This window comes from Nocardioides imazamoxiresistens (assembly GCF_032378595.1).
GTDB lineage: Bacteria > Actinomycetota > Actinomycetes > Propionibacteriales > Nocardioidaceae > Nocardioides > Nocardioides imazamoxiresistens.
Genome location: NZ_JAVYII010000005.1, coordinates 317,320 through 336,405 on the forward strand (window position 1 = coordinate 317,320; position 19,086 = coordinate 336,405).

The following is a 19,086-nucleotide window of genomic DNA, read 5'->3' on the forward strand; positions in this document are numbered from 1 at the left end:
CTACGACGCGTCGGGCCGGGCGGCCGGTCCACCCACCGGGAACCGGGTGGTCGCGGGACCGGCCAGCTCCTCGGCGTAGTTGGCCAGCAGCGCCAGGTTGCGCTCCTCGAGGTGGTCCCAGCGCTGCGCGACGCTGGAGCCGGGGGTGAGCCGGGCCATCGCCTCGTCGGGGTGCAGCCGGGCGCTGACCCAGCCCTCGTGGCTGGCCGCCCGTCCGACGACCTCGGCGATCGGGGTGACGATCATCGAGTTGCCGAAGTACGGCGCGCCCGCGGGGTCGACACCGGTCGCGTTGGAGGCGACGACGTACACGTGGTTGTCGTACGCCCGCGCCCGCGTGGTCAGCTCCCACAGGTCGGCGCTGCGCAGCAGCGCGGAGGGCCGCGCGATGATCTCGGCGCCCTTGACCGCGTTGATCCGCGACAGCTCGGGGTAGTCGCCGTCGAAGCAGATGATCATGCCGATGGCACCGATCTCCGTCTCGACGACGGTGACGTGCTCGCCGCGCGTCACCCAGCCCCCGCGCTCCACGTCCTCGCTGCAGAACGGGTGGGTCTTGTGGTAGGTCCCGAGCACCGTGCCGTCGGGGCCGGCCAGGTGCGCGGAGTTGTAGACGACGCCGCGCTGCTCGCCCGGCTCGTACGCCCCCCACACCAGGTGGATGCCGAGGCGCTGGGCCAGCGCGGTGTACGGCTCGGTGCCCGCACCCGGGGCGCTCCTCAGGAGGTCCCACAGCTCCTCGGGACCCATGGCCGGCCCGAAGCCGGTGGTCACCGTCTCCGGCAGCACGAGCAGCTCGGCGCCGGTGGCCTCGACGGCGCGGGCGACCTGGTCGAGCGCACGCTCGGTGTTGCCGGCGATCGTCTCCACGCTCAGCGGCGAGGAGTCGGGGGCCACCTGCACGGCGGCCACGGTCACGTCACGCATCAGGAGCTCCTCCGCGACAGCAGGGCGCCGGCGACGACGCCGGCGAGGACGAGGGCGGCGCCCGTGAGCGCCCCCTTGAGGAACGCGTCGGGCGAGCCCACGGCGGCCGGGGTCGTCGCCGCCGCACCGGGGCGGGCGAACGTGCGCGGGGCCGACGAGGAGGTGCTCTCCCCCGCGGCGGCGTTGCCGGCCCCGCCCTCGGCGGTCTGCGCGGCGGAGCGGTCGGTCTCGCTGATGGCGCCGGCCGTCGGTCCGGCCGGCGCGGCGACCGGGCCGTTCGTCAGGTGGTCGTCGACCGCCTTGAAGAACTCGGCCGCGAGCCGCTTGCCGACGCTGGCGAGCATCCGCTGGCTGACGCCGCCGATCATGCCGCCGACGACGGCGTCGGCGACGAAGGCGATCTTCGTGCCCGAGCCCTCGGGCTGCAGGTCCACGTCGACCTCGACCTGGATCGTGCCGGGGCCGCCGGCCCCGGAGGCCACCATCTTGAGGTAGCCGGGCTCGCGCTTGTCCTTGAGGTGCACCTCGCCCTCGTAGGTGCCGCGGATCGCGGCGACGCCGGCGCTGATCGTCATGCGGTAGGAGTCGTCCTCGACGGTCTCGAGGCGCTGGCACCCCGGGATCGTGGCGACCAGGACCTCCGGGTCGTTGAACGCCGCCCACAGGGCGTCGATGTCGCTGGTCAGGATGGCTTCGCCTGAGACCTTCACGCGCGTGCCTCACTCTCGGTCTGGCTGTCGGTCGGGAGGGCGCCGGGGACGCTGCCGGGGGCGACCCAGCGCACGCTGCCGGTGCCCGGCATGGTGTTGACCAGCGGCTCGGGGCGCTCGGCCCGCCGCAGGTCGAAGAGCTCCGAGGGCGAGATGGGCATCCGCACGATCGGGATGCCCTCCGCGTCCTCGATCGCGGCCGCGATGGCCGCGCTGGTCGGGATGACGCCCGCCTCGCCCGCGCCCTTGATCCCCAGCGGGTTCAGGGGCGACGGGGTCTCGAGGTGGTCGATGTCGATCGACGTCGGCACCTCGGAGACGTAGGGCATGAGGAAGTCCATGAACGACGCGTTCGCGAGCTGGCCCGCCTCGTCGTACGCCATGACCTCGTACAGCGCGCCGCCCACGCCCTGGGCGACACCGCCGTGGATCTGCCCCTCGACGATGCGCGGGTTGATCATCTTCCCGCAGTCGTGCACGACGGCGTACTTGAGGATCGTGATCTCCGCGGTGTCCGGGTCGGTCTCCACGATCACGGCGTGCGCGCCGGCCGCGAAGGTCGAGTAGGGCGGCGAGTAGTAGTCGGTCTCGTCGAGACCGGGCTTGCCGCCCGGGGCGACGGGGGGCTGCGAGTAGTCGACGGGACCGCCGCTGAACTGGGTGGCCGCCTTGCTGGCCTCGTCGAAGGCGTACCGCAGCGGGTTGGACAGCACCGCGACCGTGCCGATGCCCACCGCCGTCGACGGGTCGCCCTTGACCTGCACCATGCCGTCCACGATCTCGAGGTCGCCGGGGTCGGCCTCGAGCGCGTCGGCCGCGAGCCGCAGCGTGCGCTCGCGCACCTTGCGGGCCGCCAGCGCGATCGCGCTGCCGCTCATCACGGCGCCGCGGGAGGCGAACGTGCCCACCGAGTAGCCGAAGCGACGCGTGTCGCCGGTGGTCACGATGACGTCCTCGAACGGCACGCCCAGCTCGGTCGCGACGATCTGCGCGAACGCGGTCTGGTGGCCCTGGCCCTGCGACGTGATGCCCGTGGCGACCTTGACCTTGCCCGACGTCAGCACCTGGACGTGCCCGCCCTCGTAGGGGCCGGGGCCGGTGCCCTCGACGTAGAAGCCGAGGCCGATGCCGACCTGGCGTCCCTCGGCGCGCGCCTCGTCACGGAACTTCTCGAAGTCGTCCCAGCCCACCAGCGCGCGCAGCTTCTCGGCGAGCGCGGGGTAGTTGCCGGAGTCGTAGCGCAGCGGGCGACCGTCCTGGAACATCAGGCCGAAGTCGACCGGGAAGTCCTCGGGCTGGATGAAGTTCGCCGCGCGCACGTCGAGGCGGTCCTTGCCGAGGTACTGCGCGATCCGGTCCATCGTGCGCTCCATGGCGTAGACGCCCTGGGGGCGGCCGGCGCCGCGGTACGGCGTGACCAGCACGGTGTTGGTGTAGAGGCTGGTGAACGTCACCCGGTACGCCCCGGGGCGGTAGGGCCCCAGCAGCTGGGTGGAGGCGTTGATCGGCACGATCAGGCCGTACGGGATGTACGCCCCGTGGTCGTGCAGGATGTCGACCTCGAGGCCCAGGACCCGGCCGTCGTCGTCGAAGCCCACGTCCACCGTGAGCAGCTGGGCGCGCTCGTGGGCGCTCGAGACGAAGTGCTCGCGGCGGTCCTCGGTCCACTTCACGTCCCGGCCGAGGCGGATCGCGGCCCACGGGACCATGATCTCCTCGGGCCACGGGTGCACGATCTTGACGCCGAAGCCGCCGCCCACGTCGGGCGTGATCACGTCGACCTGCGTCAGGTCGAGGCCGAGCTTGGCGGAGACCGCGCCGCGCACGCCGGTCGACGTCTGCGTCGCCGTCCACAGCGTCAGCTTCTCCTCGTGCGCGTCCCAGCGGGCGTGCACGCCCTTGCCCTCCATGGGCATGCAGGCGCTGCGCTCGATGTCCCACTCGAACTGCAGGCGGTGGGGCGCGTCGGCGACCTGCGACGCGGCGTCGCCGTACGCCTGGGTCGAGACCGCGGCCGCGTTGCCCGGGATGTCGTCGTAGACGAGCTCCTCGCCGGCCGCGGCCTTGCGCAGCCCGACCACGGGCTTCAGCACCTCGTAGTCGATCTTGACCAGGCCCGCCGCGTCCTCGGCGACGTAGCGGTCGCGGGCCACCACCATGACGATGGCCTCGCCGACGTGGTTCACCTGGTCGCGCGCCAGGGCGTACCCCGTGCGCGGGTGGGTCAGGTCGGGGTGCGGGATCAGCAGCGGCAGCGGCTCGGCGGCCGGGCCCTGCAGGTCGTCCCAGGTGTAGACGGCGACCACGCCGTCGACCTCGTACGCGTCGTACGGGTCGATGTCGCGGATCCGCGCGCGGGCGTGCGGGCTGCGCACGAACGCGGCGTGCAGCGTGCGGTCGTCGCCGATGTCGTCGACGTAGCGGCCCTTGCCGGTGACCAGGCGCGGGTCCTCGGTGCGCTTGACCGGCTCGCCGAAGGCGCTCGTGCTCATCGGGCGTCCTCCTCGGTGTCCGTCCCGGTCCCGACGTCGGCGCCGCTGTCGGCGGCCCGCTCGCGGGTGATCTCCGCGGCGCGCAGCACCGAGGCGACGATGTTCTGGTAGCCGGTGCAGCGGCACAGGTTGCCGCCGATGGCCTCGCGGGCCTCCTCCGGCGTCGGCTCCGGGTTGTCGCGCACGAACGCGCTGATGGTCGTGAGGAAGCCCGGGGTGCAGAAGCCGCACTGCAGGCCGTGGCAGTCGACGAACGCCTGCTGGGTCGGGCTCAGGGAGCCGTCGGCCTCGGTGAGGCCCTCGACCGTGGTCACGTCGTGGCCGTCGGCGGAGACCGCCAGCATCAGGCAGCTGCGCACCGGCTCGCCGTCGAGCAGCACGGTGCAGGCGCCGCACACGCCGTGCTCGCAGCCGACGTGCGTACCGGTCAGCTCCAGGTCCTGGCGCAGCGCGTCGCACAGGGTGCGCCGCACCGGCAGGTCCAGCCCCCGGGGCACGCCGTTGACCCGCACCCGCACGCTCGCACGCTGCTCGCCCGTCTCGGTGGGCTGGTGGGTGCTCGTCATGAGGGGGCTCCTGCCGTGCGGGGGGACGGGGCGGACGCGTCGGCGGCGTCGGGGGACGCCGCGAGGGCTCGTTCGGCGGCCTCACGGGTGAGGCGCCGGGTGAGCACGAAGGCCAGGTGGCGGCGGAAGTCGGCGCTCGCGTGGATGTCGGCGGCGGGGTCGACGACGTCGCGCACGCGCTGGGCGACGACATCGTGGTCGACCTCGTCGTAGGCGGTGCCCTGCACCAGGTCGGTCAGGTCGATCACCTCGGGCAGGTCGCTGATCGAGACCAGCGAGACCTTCAGCGAGGTCAGCTGCTCGGCCTCGTCGAGCGTCGCGACGACCCCGGCGCCGCACAGGGCGTAGTCGCCGTGGCGACGGGTGATCTCGTCGAACGCCGTGCCGAAGCGGCCCACGGGCGCCGGGAAGAGGGCCGAGACGGCCAGCTCGTCGTAGGCCAGGCACGACTCCATCGGGCCGACGAAGAAGTCGGCCGCCTCGATGGCGCGCTCGCCGCGCACCGAGCGGGCGACGACGTGGCCGCCGAGGAGGGTCAGGACGGTCGGCATCTCCGCCGACGGGTCGGCGTGCGCGAGGCTGCCGACGGTGGTGCCGCGGTTGCGGATGGTCGGGTGGGCGACGTGGCGCAGGGCCTGGCCGACCAGCGGGACGGCGCGGGCCGTCGCGGCGTCGGACTCGAGGCGGGAGTGCCGCACGAGGGCTCCGACGTGGGCGCCCTCGGCGTCGACGTGCAGCCCGCCCAGCTCGTCCGTGAGGTGGTTGATGTCGACGAGGTGGGCCGGCGAGGCCAGCCGCATCGCCATCACCGGGATCAGGCTCTGACCGCCGGCGAGCACCTTCCCGTCCGCGTCGTGCTCGGCCAGCAGGTCGAGCGCCTCCGCGACCGTGCGGGGTGCGTGGTACGTGAACTTCGGAGTCTTCATGGTCTCCCTGTCCGGAGGGGAGGCTCGCACCCTCCTGCGAGCCTCCCCGTGTGACGTCCGTGTTCTGCGGTTGCGTCGATCAGTGCGTGACGGGGCCTTCCGCCGGGCCGCCGGTCGGGCCGGGCGTGCCGGCGCGGTCGTCGGCCGGGGTGTCGCCCAGCCAGTCCTTCGGGGCGAAGGGCTTCACCGCGTGGTACGCGACGATCGTGACGATCGTGCCCAGCGCGATGCCGGTGATCGAGAAGCTGTCGGTGAAGACCAGCGCCACGTCGCCGATGCCGATCACGAGGCCGGCCGCGAGCGGGACCAGGTTGAGCGGGCTGCCGAACGAGACCTTGTTGTCGACCCAGATCTTCGCGCCGAGCAGGCCGATCATGCCGTACAGGACCACCGTGATACCGCCCAGCACACCGCTGGGGACGGCCGAGACGACCGCACCGAACTTCGGCGAGAAGCCGAACAGGATGGCGACCAGCGCGGCGACGTAGTAGGTCGCGGTCGAGTAGACCCGGGTGGCGGCCATGACGCCGATGTTCTCGGCGTACGTCGTGGTCGGCGAGCCGCCGACGAAGCCGGCCAGCGCGGTGCCCGCGCCGTCGCCCATGAACGCCCGGCCCATGTAGGGGTTGAGGTCGCGCTTGGTCATCTCCTCGACGGCCTTGACGTGGCCGGCGTTCTCGGCGACCAGGGCGATCACGCCCGGGACGATGAGCAGGATGAAGGTGGCGCTGAAGGTCGGCAGGTGCGCACCCGAGAGGACGGTGCCGTCCGGCTGCGTGATGCTCTCCGGCAGACCGATCCAGGCGGCGTCACCGACGGCGCTGAAGTTGATCCGGTCGGCCTCCGAGCCGTCGGCCGTGGTGAGCGGGCCCGAGACGACGTCGAGGAGGTAGGAGAACGCCGTGCCGAACAGCAGGCCGAGCAGGACCGCGACGCGGGAGATGAACCCGCGCAGCACGACCGAGACGACGATGACGAAGATCATCGTGGCCAGCGCGGTCCACTGGTCGGCCGGCCAGTAGATGTCGGCGACGACCGGAGCCAGGTTGAAGCCGATCAGCATCACGACGGCGCCGGTGACCGCCGGCGGCAGCACCTTGTCGATCAGCCGACCGCCGAGGAAGTGCACGACCACGCCGATGCCGAACAGGATCACTCCGGCGACGAGGATCGCGCCGGTGACGTCGGAGCTCTCGCCGCCCTGGGCGCGGATCGCGCCCGCGGCCGCGACGAACGCGGCGCTGGTGCCCAGGTAGGACGGGATCTTGTCGTTGACGATCAGCAGGAACAGGATCGTCGCGACGCCGGACATGAGCACGGCGAGCTGGGGGTTGAGCCCCATGATGATCGGGAACACGAACGTCGCGCCGAACATGGCGACGACGTGCTGGGCGCCCAGGCCGATCGTCCGGGGCCAGGACAGCCGCTCGTCGGGGGCCACGACGGCCCCGTCACCGGGCGTGCTGCCGCCGGCGTAGAGCTTCCACTTCAAGGCCATGGCAGGTCTCCTCTCGGGGTCTCGCGCAACGTCTGCCGAGAGCCCAGTGCCGACCAGTGGAGCGAGTGCTCGGGGGTGTCGTGGGCCACATCCGTGCGGCGTGGAGCCGACACTACGAAGACCTCAGCGCGACGCCATCATCCATCCTTGCCATCATCGCACCGGCTTATTGTGCGTTGTCGACAAGGAGGCCTTGCCCGAAACACGCTCGTCGACGGAGCGCAACGTGAGGGCCTGGAGTGCTACGGCCACGTTAAGACGCAGGTGGGGGTCGGTCGTGAAGGGACCGATCATCCGCTCGAGCTTCGTGATGCGGTAGCGCAGCGTGTTGTAGTGGAAGAGCATCTGGCGCGCGGTCTCGGCGACGTTGAGGTTGTGGTCGAGCAGCGCCTGCAGCGTCTGGCGCAGCTCGACCTTGTCGGGCTCGTCGGAGACCAGCGAGCCGAGCGTGTCCTCGACGAACTCGGCGAGCTCCGCCGGGTCCGAGACGAGGCTGAGCAGCCGGTGGATGCCGAGGGAGTCGAACTCGACCAGCGCACCCGGACCGTGCAGCCAGCGCCCGACGCGCACGGCGCTGCGCGCCTGCTCGTAGGCGGCCGGCAGGTCGGCCACGTCGTGGCACAGGCGCGAGAGCCCGGTGCAGAACGTGCGCCGCCCCCCGCCGCCGTCGCCGGTCACCCGGGTGACGAACGGGCGTACGAACTCCTCCGCGTCGCCGTCGAAGCCCGTCGGCACCCCCAGGACGGCCACCACCTCGCTGCTGAGGCCGACGACCGCCGACGTCGGGTCGTGGGCGCGCACCACCGAGCGCCAGGCCGAGATGAAGCGGTCCTGCGGCGGCGACGCGCCCGCGTCGGGACGGAAGTGCGGCGTCGGGTCGTCGTGCTGGGCGACGAGCACCACGACGGGGCGCTCGAGGTCCCAGCCCAGCATGCCGGCGCGCGCGACCACCTCGGCCGGGTCGCCGGCCGTGCCGGCCACGACGTCACGCAGGAAGTCGCCCTCGTACTTGCTCTCCACCGCGGCCAGCTCGCGCTGCTTCGTGATGCTCAGCGCCACGACCGTCGCGGCCCGCTGCAGCGCGTGCTCGTCGGTGCGGGAGAGGGGGGCGTCGACCGCCGTGGCGATCATCCGGCCGTGGTCGTGGCGCCCCGCGACCACGGGCACGACGATCCGCGCCGGGTCGCCGTCCGTGAAGCCGTAGGAGAGGTCCTCGACCCGCACCCGGCCGGTGGCGTCGCGCTCCAGCCCGTCGCCGTGCACCGGCACGGTCGCGACCCCCTCCTCGCCGTGGCTGGCGTCGGTCTCGACGAGCACCCGGCCGTCGGCGGTCGTGACCAGGATCCGGGCCCGCACCAGCCGCGAGACGTGGGCGGCGACGTCGGTGAGTCCCTGCCCCGCGACGATGCGCTGCAGCAGGTCCTGGTGCAGCTGCTCCGAGCGGGCCAGCAGCGCGCTCTGGCGGTCGAGCACCTCGGAGAGCACGACGGTCAGCACCTCGTCGAAGCCGATCGCGGGCAGCGTCAGCAGCGGGATGCCGAGGCGGTCGGCCTCCTCGAGCGCGCCCGGCGGCACCTCGTCGAGGTAGCGACCCAGCTTCACCGCGAGGCCGGCCGCACCCCGCTCGTGCAGGTCGCGGACCAGCTCGACCAGCGCCTCGGGGCGCTCGCGGACGGGGTAGCCGGTCGTCAGCAGCAGCTCCCGCTCGCGCACCCAGGGCGCGATGTCGGGCACCTCCATCACGTTGAGCCGCTCGATGCGCCGCACCAGGCCCTCGGCCCCGGCGACGCAGGCGATCCCGGCCAGCGCAGGCAGCTCGAGCATCTCGGCCACGGAGATGCCGTACCCCCAGGACTCCTGCACCCGGCGCTCGAACACCGCTGACAGGTTTCGGGAAGAATCGGCCGGATCCTTGGCACTTTCGTACATGGGTGGACCGTACTCGCCCCCGATAGCGTCGACGGCGTGACCACCGCCGACGCCGACCTCGCGCTCGCCGCCCGGGTCGCGTCCGCGCCGCAGCCGCTGCGGCTCCAGGTGGCCTCGCGCGCCGCGGCGTACCTCGGCGTCGACGACCGGGCGGTCTGCGCGGTCGTCGAGCACCACGGCGTCGTGGTGCCCGACGCGGTCGTCCTCGCCCCGGGCGTGTCGTGGGAGGCGCTGCTGGACGCGCACCTGCGCGACGGGGCCCCCGTGCTGCTGGGCGAGGGACGTCTGCGCTGCGGCGAGCGCTCGGTCGCCGTGCGGGCGACCCGCGACACCCGCGTGCTCCCCGACGCAGGACTCTCCCCCGCCGACGCCGCCCGGGCCCGCGCCCGCCTGCTGGCCCGCGCCGGCCGGACCACCGACCGTCCCGGACTGGCACACGCCTGGACCGGCGGTCACGCCACCCCGGCCGCGCTCGTGACCGACGCCCCGGGCCTCGTCGGGCGCGGCCCCGGCCTGACCCCGTCGGGCGACGACCTGTGCTCGGGCGTGCTGCTGGTGCACCGCCTCGCCGGTACGCCCGGCACCGCGGCCGCCGCGCGCCTGCTCGACGACCTCGCGCCGCGGCGTACCACCGCGGCCTCCACGCTGCTCCTGCGCGCCGCCGGCGAGGGCCGGGCGGCACCGGTGGTGGGCCGCGCGCTCACCACCCTCCTCGACGCGACCGCGTCCGGGCCGGCGCTCGACACCGTCGTCGACGCGCTGCTCGCCCTGGGCCACACCTCGGGCGCCGACCTGGCCGCCGGCCTCGTCGACGGCCTGGACGCGGTCGTCCACGCAGGGTCCGCGACCCTTGACCCGTCCCACGAGAGGAACTGCGCATGACGCTGAGCACGACACCGGGCGCCACAGGCGTGCAGCACGTCGAGATCCGGCGGGGGCGCTACGTCGACTCCGTCTCCCTGATGCAGGTCTCGGCCGGCGTCGCGGGCGTCGACGGCGTCCGCAAGGCCCAGGTGGCGATGGCCACCGAGCTGAACCTCGACGTGCTGGCCCAGATGGGCTTCACGATCCCGCCGGAGGCCGGGCCGAACGACATGGTCGTCGCCGTCGTCGGCGACGACGACGCGGCCGTCGCGGCCGCCCTGGAGGCCGTGGACACCGCGATCGCGGCGATCGGCACCGGCGGCGGCGCGGGCGGCTTCGGCGGCGAGCCGGACGCCCGCACCACCCGCTGGGCCGCCCGGCGCGCGCACGCCTCGCTGGCCGTCGTCTCGGTGCCGGGGGAGCACGCCTTCGCCGAGGCCATGGGCGCCCTCGAGGCCGGCAGCTCCGTCCTGGTCTTCAGCGACAACGTGCCCGTCGAGCACGAGGTGCGCCTCAAGGAGGAGGCCGACGCCCGCGACCTGCTCGTGATGGGCCCCGACTGCGGCACCGCCATCGTCAACGGCGTCGGGCTGGGCTTCGCCAACGTCGTCGGACGCGGACCGGTCGGCATCGCCGCCGCCTCCGGCACCGGCGCCCAGCAGTTCACCAGCCTGCTGCACGCGGCCGGCGTCGGCGTCTCGCACTGCCTCGGCCTGGGCGGGCGCGACCTGTCCGCCGAGGTCGGCGGCCGCGCGGCCCGCTCCGCGCTGCGGGCCCTCGACGCGGACCCCTCGACCGAGGTGATCGTCGTCGTCTCCAAGCCCCCGCACCCGGACGTGGCGCGCGAGCTGCGGGAGTACGCGGCCACGCTGGCCACCCCGGTCCACTTCGCACTGCTGGGCGCCGGCCAGCCGGACATCACCGCGGGCGTCGAGAACGTGCTCGCCGAGCTCGGGCACGAGGTGCCGGCCTGGCGGACCTGGGGCACCACGACGCCGGCGCCCGCCGTGGTCGGCGAGGCCACCCTGCTGCGAGGGCTGTTCGCCGGCGGCACGCTGTGCGACGAGGCCATGCTGATCGCCGAGGAGAGCCTCGGCGACATCGCCTCCAACATCCCGCTGCGCCCCGAGCTGGCCCTGCCCGCCGACCTGCAGCACGACGGCCACCTGATGATCGACTTCGGCGACGACACCCTCACCCAGGGCCGTCCGCACCCGATGATCGACCCCGCGCTGCGCCTCGCGCGCATCGAGAGGGAGGCCGCCGACCCGCACACCCGCGTGATCCTGCTCGACGTCGTGCTGGGCTTCGGCGCGCACGCCGACCCGGCCGCCGAGCTCGCGCCCGTGCTCGCCCAGGCCCGACGCACCGCGACCGACGCCGGCCGCGACCTCGCCGTCGTGGTCTCCCTGTGCGGCACCGACGCCGACCCCCAGGGCCTCGACGCCCAGGCGAACGCCCTCGCCGAGGCGGGCGCCGTCGTCTTCCTGTCCAACGCGGCCGCCGCCCGTCACGCGGTCGCCCTCGTCACCGGAGGCACCCGATGACCACGCACGACCTCCTCACCGGCACCCCGTCGGTCGTCACGGCCGGTGCGGCCCTGTTCCCGGACGCGCTGCGCACCCAGGGCGTCGAGGTCACCGAGGTGACCTGGGCCCCGCCGACCGCCGGCACGTCGGGCCACCTCGCCCGGGTGCTCGCCGACCCGCGCCGCGTCGAGGCCAACCGCCTCGCCGCCGAGCGGATGCTCGCCGCGGGCGCACACCTCGTCGACGTCCGTCCCGCCTCCGAGGCCCTCGGCCTCGAGCGCGGCCAGTTCCTGCACGCCGGCCCCCCGGTCACCTGGGAGAACGCCTCGGGTCCGCTGCGCGGCGCGCTCATCGGCGCGGTGCTCTTCGAGGGCCTGGCCGCCGACGCCGACGAGGCCGAGCGGCTGCTGGCGTCCGGCTCCTTCTCGTGGGAGCCGTGCCACCACCGGGGTGCCGTCGGTCCGATGGCCGGCGTCGTCAGCCCGTCCATGTGGGTCTTCGAGCTCGTGGACCCCGCCGACGGCCGCACGGCCTGGTGCTCGCTGAACGAGGGCCTGGGCAAGGTGCTGCGCTACGGCGCGTACAACGAGGAGGTCGTCACCCGCCTGCGCTGGATGGCCGACGTCCTCGGCCCGGTCCTGCAGGCCGGCGTCCGGCGCGCGCGCTCGCGCGGCGCCGAGCTCGACATGCTCGCGATCGTCGGCCAGATGATCCAGATGGGCGACGAGGGCCACAACCGCAACCGCGCCGGCACGCTGATGCTGATGCGCGACCTGCTGCCCGACGTCATCGAGAGCGGCGTCGACCCGACCCGCCTCGCCGAGGTCGTGCGCTTCGTCGGCGGGAACGACCACTTCTTCCTCAACCTGGTCATGCCGGTCTGCAAGCTCGTCACGAGCGCCGCCGCCGGCATCGAGGGTTCGAGCGTCGTGACCGTGATGGCCCGCAACGGCACGGAGTTCGGCATCCAGACCTCCGGCACCGGCGACCGCTGGTTCACGGGCCCGGCCCAGACGCCGAACGGGCTGTTCCTCGGCGACTACGGCCCGGACGACGCCAACCCCGACATCGGCGACTCGGCGATCACCGAGACCGCCGGCATCGGCGGCTTCGTCATGGCCGCGGCGCCCGCGATCGTGCGCATCGTCGGCGGCGAGGTCGGCGACGCCCTCACCGCGACCCGGTCGATGTACGAGATCACCACCACCGAGAACCCGCGCTTCGGCGTCCCGATCCTCGACTTCCGGGGCGCGCCGACCGCGATCGACGTGACCTCCGTGATCGGCTCCGGGGTGCTCCCGCAGATCAACACGGGCATGGCCGGCCGGGTGCCGGGCACGGGCCAGGTCGGCGCCGGTCTGGTGACGCCCCCGATGGAGTGCTTCGTCGGCGCGCTCGAGGCGCTCGCCGACGCCGCGCCCCCGCTGGGGTGAGCGACCGGACCGGCCGCTCTGGGGGGTCCGGCCGGTCCGGTCCCTGGCTCGCCGTCGTCCTCGCCGTCGTGGCGGTGGCGGCGAGCCTGCGCTCCCCGCTCACGTCGGTGCCGCCGCTGGCGGCCGACCTCGACGGCGACCTCGGACTGGGAGCGGGAGCGCTCGGCCTGCTCACGGCGCTGCCCGTCCTGTGCATGGGCCTGCTCGCCCCGCCGGCGAGCGCGCTCGCCGCACGCATCGGCCTCGACCGCGCCATCGCGGTCGGGGCCGTCGCCGTCGCGGTGGGGACGTGCGTACGCCCCTGGGGCGGCGCCGCCCTGCTGGTCGCGGGCACCACGCTGGCCGGGGCGGGCATCGCCGTCGTCGGGGCCCTCGTCCCGGCCGCCGTGAAGCGCCACGTGCCGCACCGCCCCGGTGCGGTGACGGGGGCGTACATGGCCTCGATGATGACCACCGCCACGCTGGCGGCCGCGGTCGCGGTGCCGCTCGCCACCGCGCTCGGCTGGCGGGTATCGCTGGCGGTCTGGGCGCTGCCCGCCGTGCTCGGCGCGGTCGTGTGGCTGGCCCGCTCGCGGCCCGGTGCGCCCGGCTCCCCCGATGAGCCGGGTCCGGCCCGCAGCGCCGACCCGGCGGTGGCGGCCGACCCGCCCGCACCGACGGGCCTGCCCTGGCGCAGCCGCACGGCGTGGCTGGTCACGGCGTACCTCACGTGCTGCTCGGTCAGCTTCTACACCCTGATGGCCTGGGTGGCGCCGGCCTACGTCGAGCGCGGCTGGAGCGACGAGGCCGCGGGCGTGCTGCTGGCCGTGTTCAGCGGCGGCCAGCTGGCCGCCGCCCTCGTCGTGCCCGCGCTGGTCGACCGGGTGCGCGACCGTCGGGCGTGGTACGCCGCACCCGCGCTCGCCAACGCCGCCGGGCTGGTCGTGCTGGTCACGGCCCCCGACGCCGCGCCGTGGGTCGTCGTCGGCGTGCTCGGTGTCGCCAACGGCGCCGCCTTCTCCCTCGGCCTCACCCAGCTCGTCGAGCACGCGGCGGGGGCCCACGACTCGGCGCGGCTGGGCGGCCTCGGGTTCGGGGTCTCGTACGCCGTCGCCGCCGCCGGCCCCGTCGTCGCCGGCTGGACCCACGGCCTCACCGGCACGTACGCGATCGCCTTCGGCGCCGTCGCCCTCGTGGCGCTGAGCCAGGTGCTCGTCGCGAGCCGCCTCGGCCCCGGGCGGCAGGTCGGTGCCGGCGCGGACTGAGCGCCGGCGGGCGGCTCAGGCTCCTCTGGATTACCCGGTTCACCGGGTAACGCTCGACTTGGGCCCTGTTTGAACGGGGTCGAGGTCGAGCGTTCCGGCACAGAGTCGGGGGCTCGGCCCTACCCGGTTCCGTCTCTCCACAGCGTGGGTCGGCGTGGGGCGGAACTGTCGGTGGCGGGTGCTTGAGTGGGTCCATGGCAGGGGGAACGGGGACCTTCTCGCCGGGATCGGGGCATCCGGTCTTGGCGGCGATCGGGCGCGCCGACGAGCACGTCGGGGACGCGCTCGAGCTGGGTCTGCTCACACTCGGTGAGGCGGATGCGCGGTCGGCGCTGGTGGCTGCGCAGCAGCTGATCAGTCGCGCGTCGGGGCTGGTCGCCAAGCTGGCCGCGCGGGCCGATGAGCTGCAGGTCGGTCGGGTGGACGGATCGCCGTCGACGGCGGTGTGGTTCGCGAACGCGACCGGGACCACGCGGGGTGAGGCGCACCGGGTGCTGCGGGTGGGCGGTGCGCTTGAGCGGTACGTACGTCTGGCCGCGGCCGCCGCAGCCGGCGCCGTGTCGCTCGACCAGGCCGATGTGATCGTCCGGGCGCTGGATGCGTTGCCGGACGAGGTCGACGCCGACACCGTCCGGCGTGCCGAGCAGGTGCTCGTCGACAACGCCGGCCGGTTCGACGCCCTCGCTCTGCGCAAGCTCGGCAAGCGCATCCTCGACGTCGTCGCGCCCGAGATCGGCGAGGCCCACGAGGCACGGCTGCTGGCGGCCGAAGAACGGTCCGCGATGGCCGCCGCGTCGCTGACGCTGCGCGACCTCGGCGACGGCAGGACGTCTATCCGCGGTGTGCTGCCGACCCTGCACGCCGAGATGCTCGGCAAGGCGCTCGACGCCTACGCCGCACCGGGCCACAAGAACGCCAACCCCGACGAAGCGGACCGGTTCACGACCGGGACCCCGTCGCCGCTGCGCCGCGGTAAGGCGTTCATCGAGCTCATCGAGGCCCTCGACGCCCGCGACCTACCCGAGGTGGGCGGCACGAACGCCACCGTCGTCATCAATCTCGACCTCGATTCCCTGCTGCGTGACCTGGGCGTCGCCACGTTGGACACGGGCGGGCGGATCAGCGCCGCCGAGGCCCGCCGGCTCGCCTGCTCGGCGAACCTCGTGCCGGCCGTCCTGGGCGGCGGCAGCGAGATCCTGGACCTCGGCCGGGCGCAGCGCTATCACTCCAAGGCCCAGCGGCTCGCGATCGCACTGCGGGACAAGACCTGTGTCACCGACGGATGCGACCGACCGGCCCACCAGTGCCAGGTCCACCACTGGACTCTCTGGTCCGCCGGCGGTGGCACCTCGACGAAGGACGCCGGACTGCTGTGCGGCCACCACCACCGCAAGGTCCACGACCCCCGCTACGAGACCCGCCGCACCCGACACCCCCTCGGCCACACCACCGTCAGGTTCGTCCGACGGTCCTAGACCGACCTGGGGAGCTCGACCTGACCGATCAACGGTGGCGACTCCGGACGCCCGCGCCCGCGCACCTCAGCTCGTCGGCGGGTCCGCGCGCAGCAGGCCGGAGTGGATGGGCCCGTCGAGGTCGCGCAGCGGCGTGCCGCGACCGCCACGCTGCAGGCTCACGATCTCCGCCGCGATCGACACGGCCGTCTCCTCGGGCGTACGCGCGCCGAGGTCGAGGCCGATCGGCGAGCGCAGCCGGGACAGCTCCGCCTCGCCCAGGCCGATCTCCCGCAGCCGCTGCTCCCGGTCGTCGTGGGTGCGCCGCGAGCCCATCGCGCCGACGTAACCGGCCGGTCCGCGCAGCGCCACCTCGAGCAGGGGCACGTCGAACTTCGGGTCGTGGGTGAGCACGCAGATCACGGTGCGCTCGTCGACCTCCGTGCCGCCGAGGTAGCGGTGCGGCCAGTCGACGACGACCTCGTCGGCCTCCGGGAAGCGCTCGGGCGTCGCGAACAGCGGGCGGGCGTCGCACACGGTGACGCGGTAGCCGAGCACCTTGCCGACCCGCACCATCGCGCGGGCGAAGTCGATCGCGCCGAAGACCAGCATCCGGGGGGTCGGCGCGAACACCTCGACCAGCACGGTGACGTCGTCGTCGAGCAGCTGGCCCTGCGGGCCGAAGCCGAGGGTGCGGGTCTCCCCCACCGCGAGCAGCGCCCGCGCCTCGGCAGCCACGACCGCGTCGAGCGCCGCGTCGCCCAATCCGCCCTCGGACTCCTCGGCCCACACGGCGAGGCGCGCGCCCAGCGGCGCCGGTCCCCCGATCACGGTGGCCAGCGCCACCGCCCGCTCGGTCTCGATCGAGTCCGCGACCCGTTCGAAGAGCGGGAACGCCTCCGCGTCGACCGGTGCGACGAAGACGTCCAGCACGCCACCGCAGGTCAGACCCACCGCGGCGGCCTCGCCGTCGGAGACGCCGAACCGCTCGAACCGGGGGCCAGCGCCGTCGATGGCCTCACGGCCGAGGTCGTAGACGGCGCCCTCCACGCAGCCGCCCGAGACCGAGCCGACCACCGTGCCGTCCGGGCCGACCGCCATCGTGGCGCCCGCCGGTCGCGGCGCGCTGCGCCACGTCGCCGCGACGGTGCCGAGCGCGAACCGCTCCCCCGCCGCCCACCACGCCCGCGCGGCCTCCAGCACCTCACGCACGACGGCCTCCTCGGGCGATCTCGTCGACCAGCGCCTCCAGCGCGGCCAGGCTGTGCCCGTCGACGAACGCGTCGACGTGCGGCAGGGCGGCCCGCAGACCGGCGGTCGCGGGCTCGTAGCCCGGCCGCGCCCGGTTCGGGTTCACCCACACGACCCGGTGCGCGAGGCGCTGCAGCCGGGCCATCTGCTCGCCCAGCAGGGTGGCGTCGCCGCGCTCCCAGCCGTCGGAGAGCACCACGACCACCGCGCCGCGGGCCAGGCCGCGGCACCCCCAGCCGTCCAGGAACGCCTTCACCTGGTCGCCCAGCCGGGTGCCGCCGCTCCAGTCGGCCACGCGCTGCGCGACGGCCTCGACCGAGCGCTGCGGGTCGCCGGCACCGAGGGCCCCGGTGAGGCGGGTCAGGCGCGTACCGATCGAGAAGACCTCGGAGCCCGGCGCCGAGCGCACCAGGGCGTGGCCGAGCAGCAGGTACGTCTCGGCGTAGCGCCGCATGGACCCCGAGACGTCGAGCAGCAGCACGACGCGACGGGTGCGCACGCCCGCGCGGCGGCGGTGCCAGCGCACCGGCTCGCCGCCGGTGCGGACCGCCTCGCGCACCACCCGCCGCACGTCCGTGCGGCCCCGCGTCGAGGAGCGGGCCCGGCGGGCGCGGCGCAGCGCCGGACGCAGGGCGAGCCGACGCACCAGCGTGTGCACGAGGCGCCGGTCGTCGGCCTCCAGCTCCGCGACGTCGCGGTGCCGCAGGACCTCCAGCCGGCTGGCCGTCGGCGGCGCGGTGCGCGCCTCCTCGCTCGCGGCGTCGGCCTCGTCCCCGTGCTCGGGGGCGTCGCGGTAGGTCGGGACGACGGTGCCGCGGTGCACGTCGCCCGCCCACTCCGCCCGGCTGAACCACAGGTCGAAGACCTGGTCGTAGACGCCGAGGTCGTCCGGACCGGAGCACAGCGTGAGACGACCGGCCCAGTAGGTCGCGGACCGGTCGGGGGTGCCCAGCGCGGCCAGCGCATCGACCGTCGTGGCGACCCCGGCGCTCGGTACGCCGACGCCCGCGCGCCGCAGCGCGGCCGCGAGCCCCGTGAGCTCGCGGACGAGGTCGGGCGCGGCCACGCTCACGCGGGCCCCTCGACGAGCCGGGCCAGGCTCGCGGCGATGCGCTGCTGGTCCTCGCGGTACTTCACGACCGCGCCGAGGGTGCGGGCGGCGGTGGCCACGTCGACGCGGGTGGCGCCGAGCTCGTGCAGCGCCCGCGCCCAGTCGATCGTCTCGGCGACGCCCGGGGGCTTGAGCAGGTCCTCCTCGCGCAGCCGGGCGACGACCCGGGCGACGCCGTCGACCAGCGCGGCGTCCGCCTGCGGGACGCGACGGCGCACGATCGCGATCTCCCGCTCCAGGTCGGGGTGCTCGACCCAGTGGTAGTAACAGCGGCGCTTCAGCGCGTCGTGCACCTCGCGGGTGCGGTTGCTGGTCACGACGACCACGGGCGGCACCTCGGCGCGCACGGTGCCGAGCTCGGGGATGGTGACGGCGAAGTCCGCCAGCACCTCGAGCAGGAACGCCTCGAACTCGTCGTCGGCGCGGTCCAGCTCGTCGACCAGCAGCACGCTGGGGCGCTCCAGCGACGCCAGCAGCGGCCGCGGCAGCAGGAAGCGCCGGCTCCACAGCTCGCCCTCCAGGGCGTCGACGTCGAGGGCGGCGCGGTCGTCACGGGCGTCGCCCCCGCTCGAGCGGGCGTCGCGCTGCGCCGCCTCGAGCGCGCGGACGTGCAGGAGCTGGCGCGGGTGGTCCCAGTCGTAGAGCGCCGCCGCGGCGTCGATCCCCTCGTAGCACTGCAGCCGCACGAGGTCGCGGCCCAGCACCTGCGCGAGCGCGGTGGCCAGGGACGTCTTGCCGACCCCGGGCTCGCCCTCGAGGAGCAGCGGGCGCTGCGTGCGCCACGCGAGCCAGGCCGCGGTCGCCGTGCCCTCGTCGGCGAGGTGGTCGGCCTCGTCGAGCCGGCGCACCAGCTCCGCCACGTCCTGCGGCCCGTCCACGTCCCACCCCGTCTCTCGCCGTCCCCGTGCGTACCCCGTCGTCCTGCTCACCCTAGGTCGCCCCCGGACGGGATTCACCGCGCAGGCCTGCCGAAGGGACCCACCGGGCGTTGGCGCCGGTTGCCAACACCGCACCGCCGCGCGCCGCGCCACGAGCCCGCCCCGACCACGGTGACGCGTTCGTGGAATTCACCCAAGAAACGGACGTTTCTCGGCGAGGTTTGACGAAGCATGTGTCTCCCGCCGCCGCTTGAATGGACGCCGAACGCACCAA

General features: G+C 74.4%; 15 protein-coding genes. 5 read left to right on the forward strand and 10 right to left on the reverse strand.

Features of this window, described 5'->3' with window-relative positions:
* The 7 genes from RDV89_RS13080 to RDV89_RS13110 form a co-directional block, all read right to left on the reverse strand.
* On the reverse strand, positions 1-927 hold the full coding sequence (locus RDV89_RS13080; protein WP_315733494.1) for a carbon-nitrogen hydrolase family protein: 927 nt from the start codon (positions 925-927) through the stop codon (positions 1-3).
* Positions 927-1,637: an SRPBCC family protein gene (locus RDV89_RS13085; RefSeq protein ID WP_315733495.1), complete on the reverse strand. Its 711-nt coding sequence runs from the start codon at positions 1,635-1,637 to the stop codon at positions 927-929. The genes RDV89_RS13080 and RDV89_RS13085 overlap by 1 nt, the downstream gene beginning before the upstream one ends.
* Positions 1,634-4,129 (reverse strand): aerobic carbon-monoxide dehydrogenase large subunit, encoded by a 2,496-nt coding sequence (gene cutA / locus RDV89_RS13090; protein WP_315733496.1) that lies wholly within the window; start codon positions 4,127-4,129, stop codon positions 1,634-1,636. Before cutA ends, RDV89_RS13085 begins: the two co-directional genes overlap by 4 nt.
* Entirely contained in the window at positions 4,126-4,695 is a 570-nt protein-coding gene (locus RDV89_RS13095; protein WP_315733497.1) for a (2Fe-2S)-binding protein, read from the reverse strand. Before RDV89_RS13095 ends, cutA begins: the two co-directional genes overlap by 4 nt.
* The gene (locus RDV89_RS13100) at positions 4,692-5,621 is read right to left on the reverse strand and encodes an FAD binding domain-containing protein (RefSeq protein WP_315733498.1); all 930 of its coding nucleotides are present in this window, start codon (positions 5,619-5,621) and stop codon (positions 4,692-4,694) included. Before RDV89_RS13100 ends, RDV89_RS13095 begins: the two co-directional genes overlap by 4 nt.
* 79 nt (positions 5,622-5,700) lie before the next feature.
* Positions 5,701-7,113, reverse strand: coding sequence for a uracil-xanthine permease family protein (locus RDV89_RS13105; protein ID WP_438823281.1), 1,413 nt, complete (start codon positions 7,111-7,113; stop codon positions 5,701-5,703).
* Between the two features lie 159 nt (positions 7,114-7,272).
* The gene (locus RDV89_RS13110; protein WP_315733500.1) at positions 7,273-8,997 is read right to left on the reverse strand and encodes a PucR family transcriptional regulator; all 1,725 of its coding nucleotides are present in this window, start codon (positions 8,995-8,997) and stop codon (positions 7,273-7,275) included.
* Between the two features lie 87 nt (positions 8,998-9,084).
* On the opposite strand from RDV89_RS13110, the gene RDV89_RS13115 reads away from it, so the two are divergent.
* The 5 genes from RDV89_RS13115 to RDV89_RS13135 all read left to right on the forward strand — a co-directional run bounded on the left by RDV89_RS13115 (position 9,085) and on the right by RDV89_RS13135 (position 15,593).
* Positions 9,085-9,930 (forward strand): oxamate carbamoyltransferase subunit AllH family protein, encoded by an 846-nt coding sequence (locus tag RDV89_RS13115; protein WP_315733501.1) that lies wholly within the window; start codon positions 9,085-9,087, stop codon positions 9,928-9,930.
* A complete protein-coding gene (locus tag RDV89_RS13120; RefSeq protein ID WP_315733502.1) occupies positions 9,927-11,459 on the forward strand; it encodes an AllF/FdrA family protein in 1,533 nt (510 codons plus the stop codon). Before RDV89_RS13115 ends, RDV89_RS13120 begins: the two co-directional genes overlap by 4 nt.
* Complete coding sequence (locus tag RDV89_RS13125) at positions 11,456-12,874, forward strand: YlbE family protein (RefSeq protein WP_315733503.1); 1,419 nt, start codon at positions 11,456-11,458, stop codon at positions 12,872-12,874. The genes RDV89_RS13120 and RDV89_RS13125 overlap by 4 nt, the downstream gene beginning before the upstream one ends.
* A complete protein-coding gene (locus tag RDV89_RS13130; protein WP_315733504.1) occupies positions 12,871-14,118 on the forward strand; it encodes an MFS transporter in 1,248 nt (415 codons plus the stop codon). The genes RDV89_RS13125 and RDV89_RS13130 overlap by 4 nt, the downstream gene beginning before the upstream one ends.
* 194 nt (positions 14,119-14,312) lie before the next feature.
* On the forward strand, positions 14,313-15,593 hold the full coding sequence (locus RDV89_RS13135; protein WP_315733505.1) for an HNH endonuclease signature motif containing protein: 1,281 nt from the start codon (positions 14,313-14,315) through the stop codon (positions 15,591-15,593).
* 66 nt (positions 15,594-15,659) lie between these two features.
* Here RDV89_RS13135 and RDV89_RS13140 read toward each other — a convergent pair whose 3' ends face one another.
* The 3 genes from RDV89_RS13140 to RDV89_RS13150 are packed head-to-tail and all read right to left on the reverse strand — an operon-like array spanning position 15,660 to position 18,812.
* Positions 15,660-16,784 carry an XdhC family protein gene (locus tag RDV89_RS13140; protein ID WP_315733506.1) on the reverse strand — a complete coding sequence of 375 codons (1,125 nt, stop codon included), beginning with the start codon at positions 16,782-16,784 and terminating at the stop codon, positions 15,660-15,662.
* Positions 16,777-17,895 carry a vWA domain-containing protein gene (locus tag RDV89_RS13145; RefSeq protein WP_315733507.1) on the reverse strand — a complete coding sequence of 373 codons (1,119 nt, stop codon included), beginning with the start codon at positions 17,893-17,895 and terminating at the stop codon, positions 16,777-16,779. Before RDV89_RS13145 ends, RDV89_RS13140 begins: the two co-directional genes overlap by 8 nt.
* Positions 17,892-18,812: an AAA family ATPase gene (locus tag RDV89_RS13150; protein WP_315733508.1), complete on the reverse strand. Its 921-nt coding sequence runs from the start codon at positions 18,810-18,812 to the stop codon at positions 17,892-17,894. Before RDV89_RS13150 ends, RDV89_RS13145 begins: the two co-directional genes overlap by 4 nt.
* Positions 18,813-19,086 lie beyond the last annotated feature (274 nt).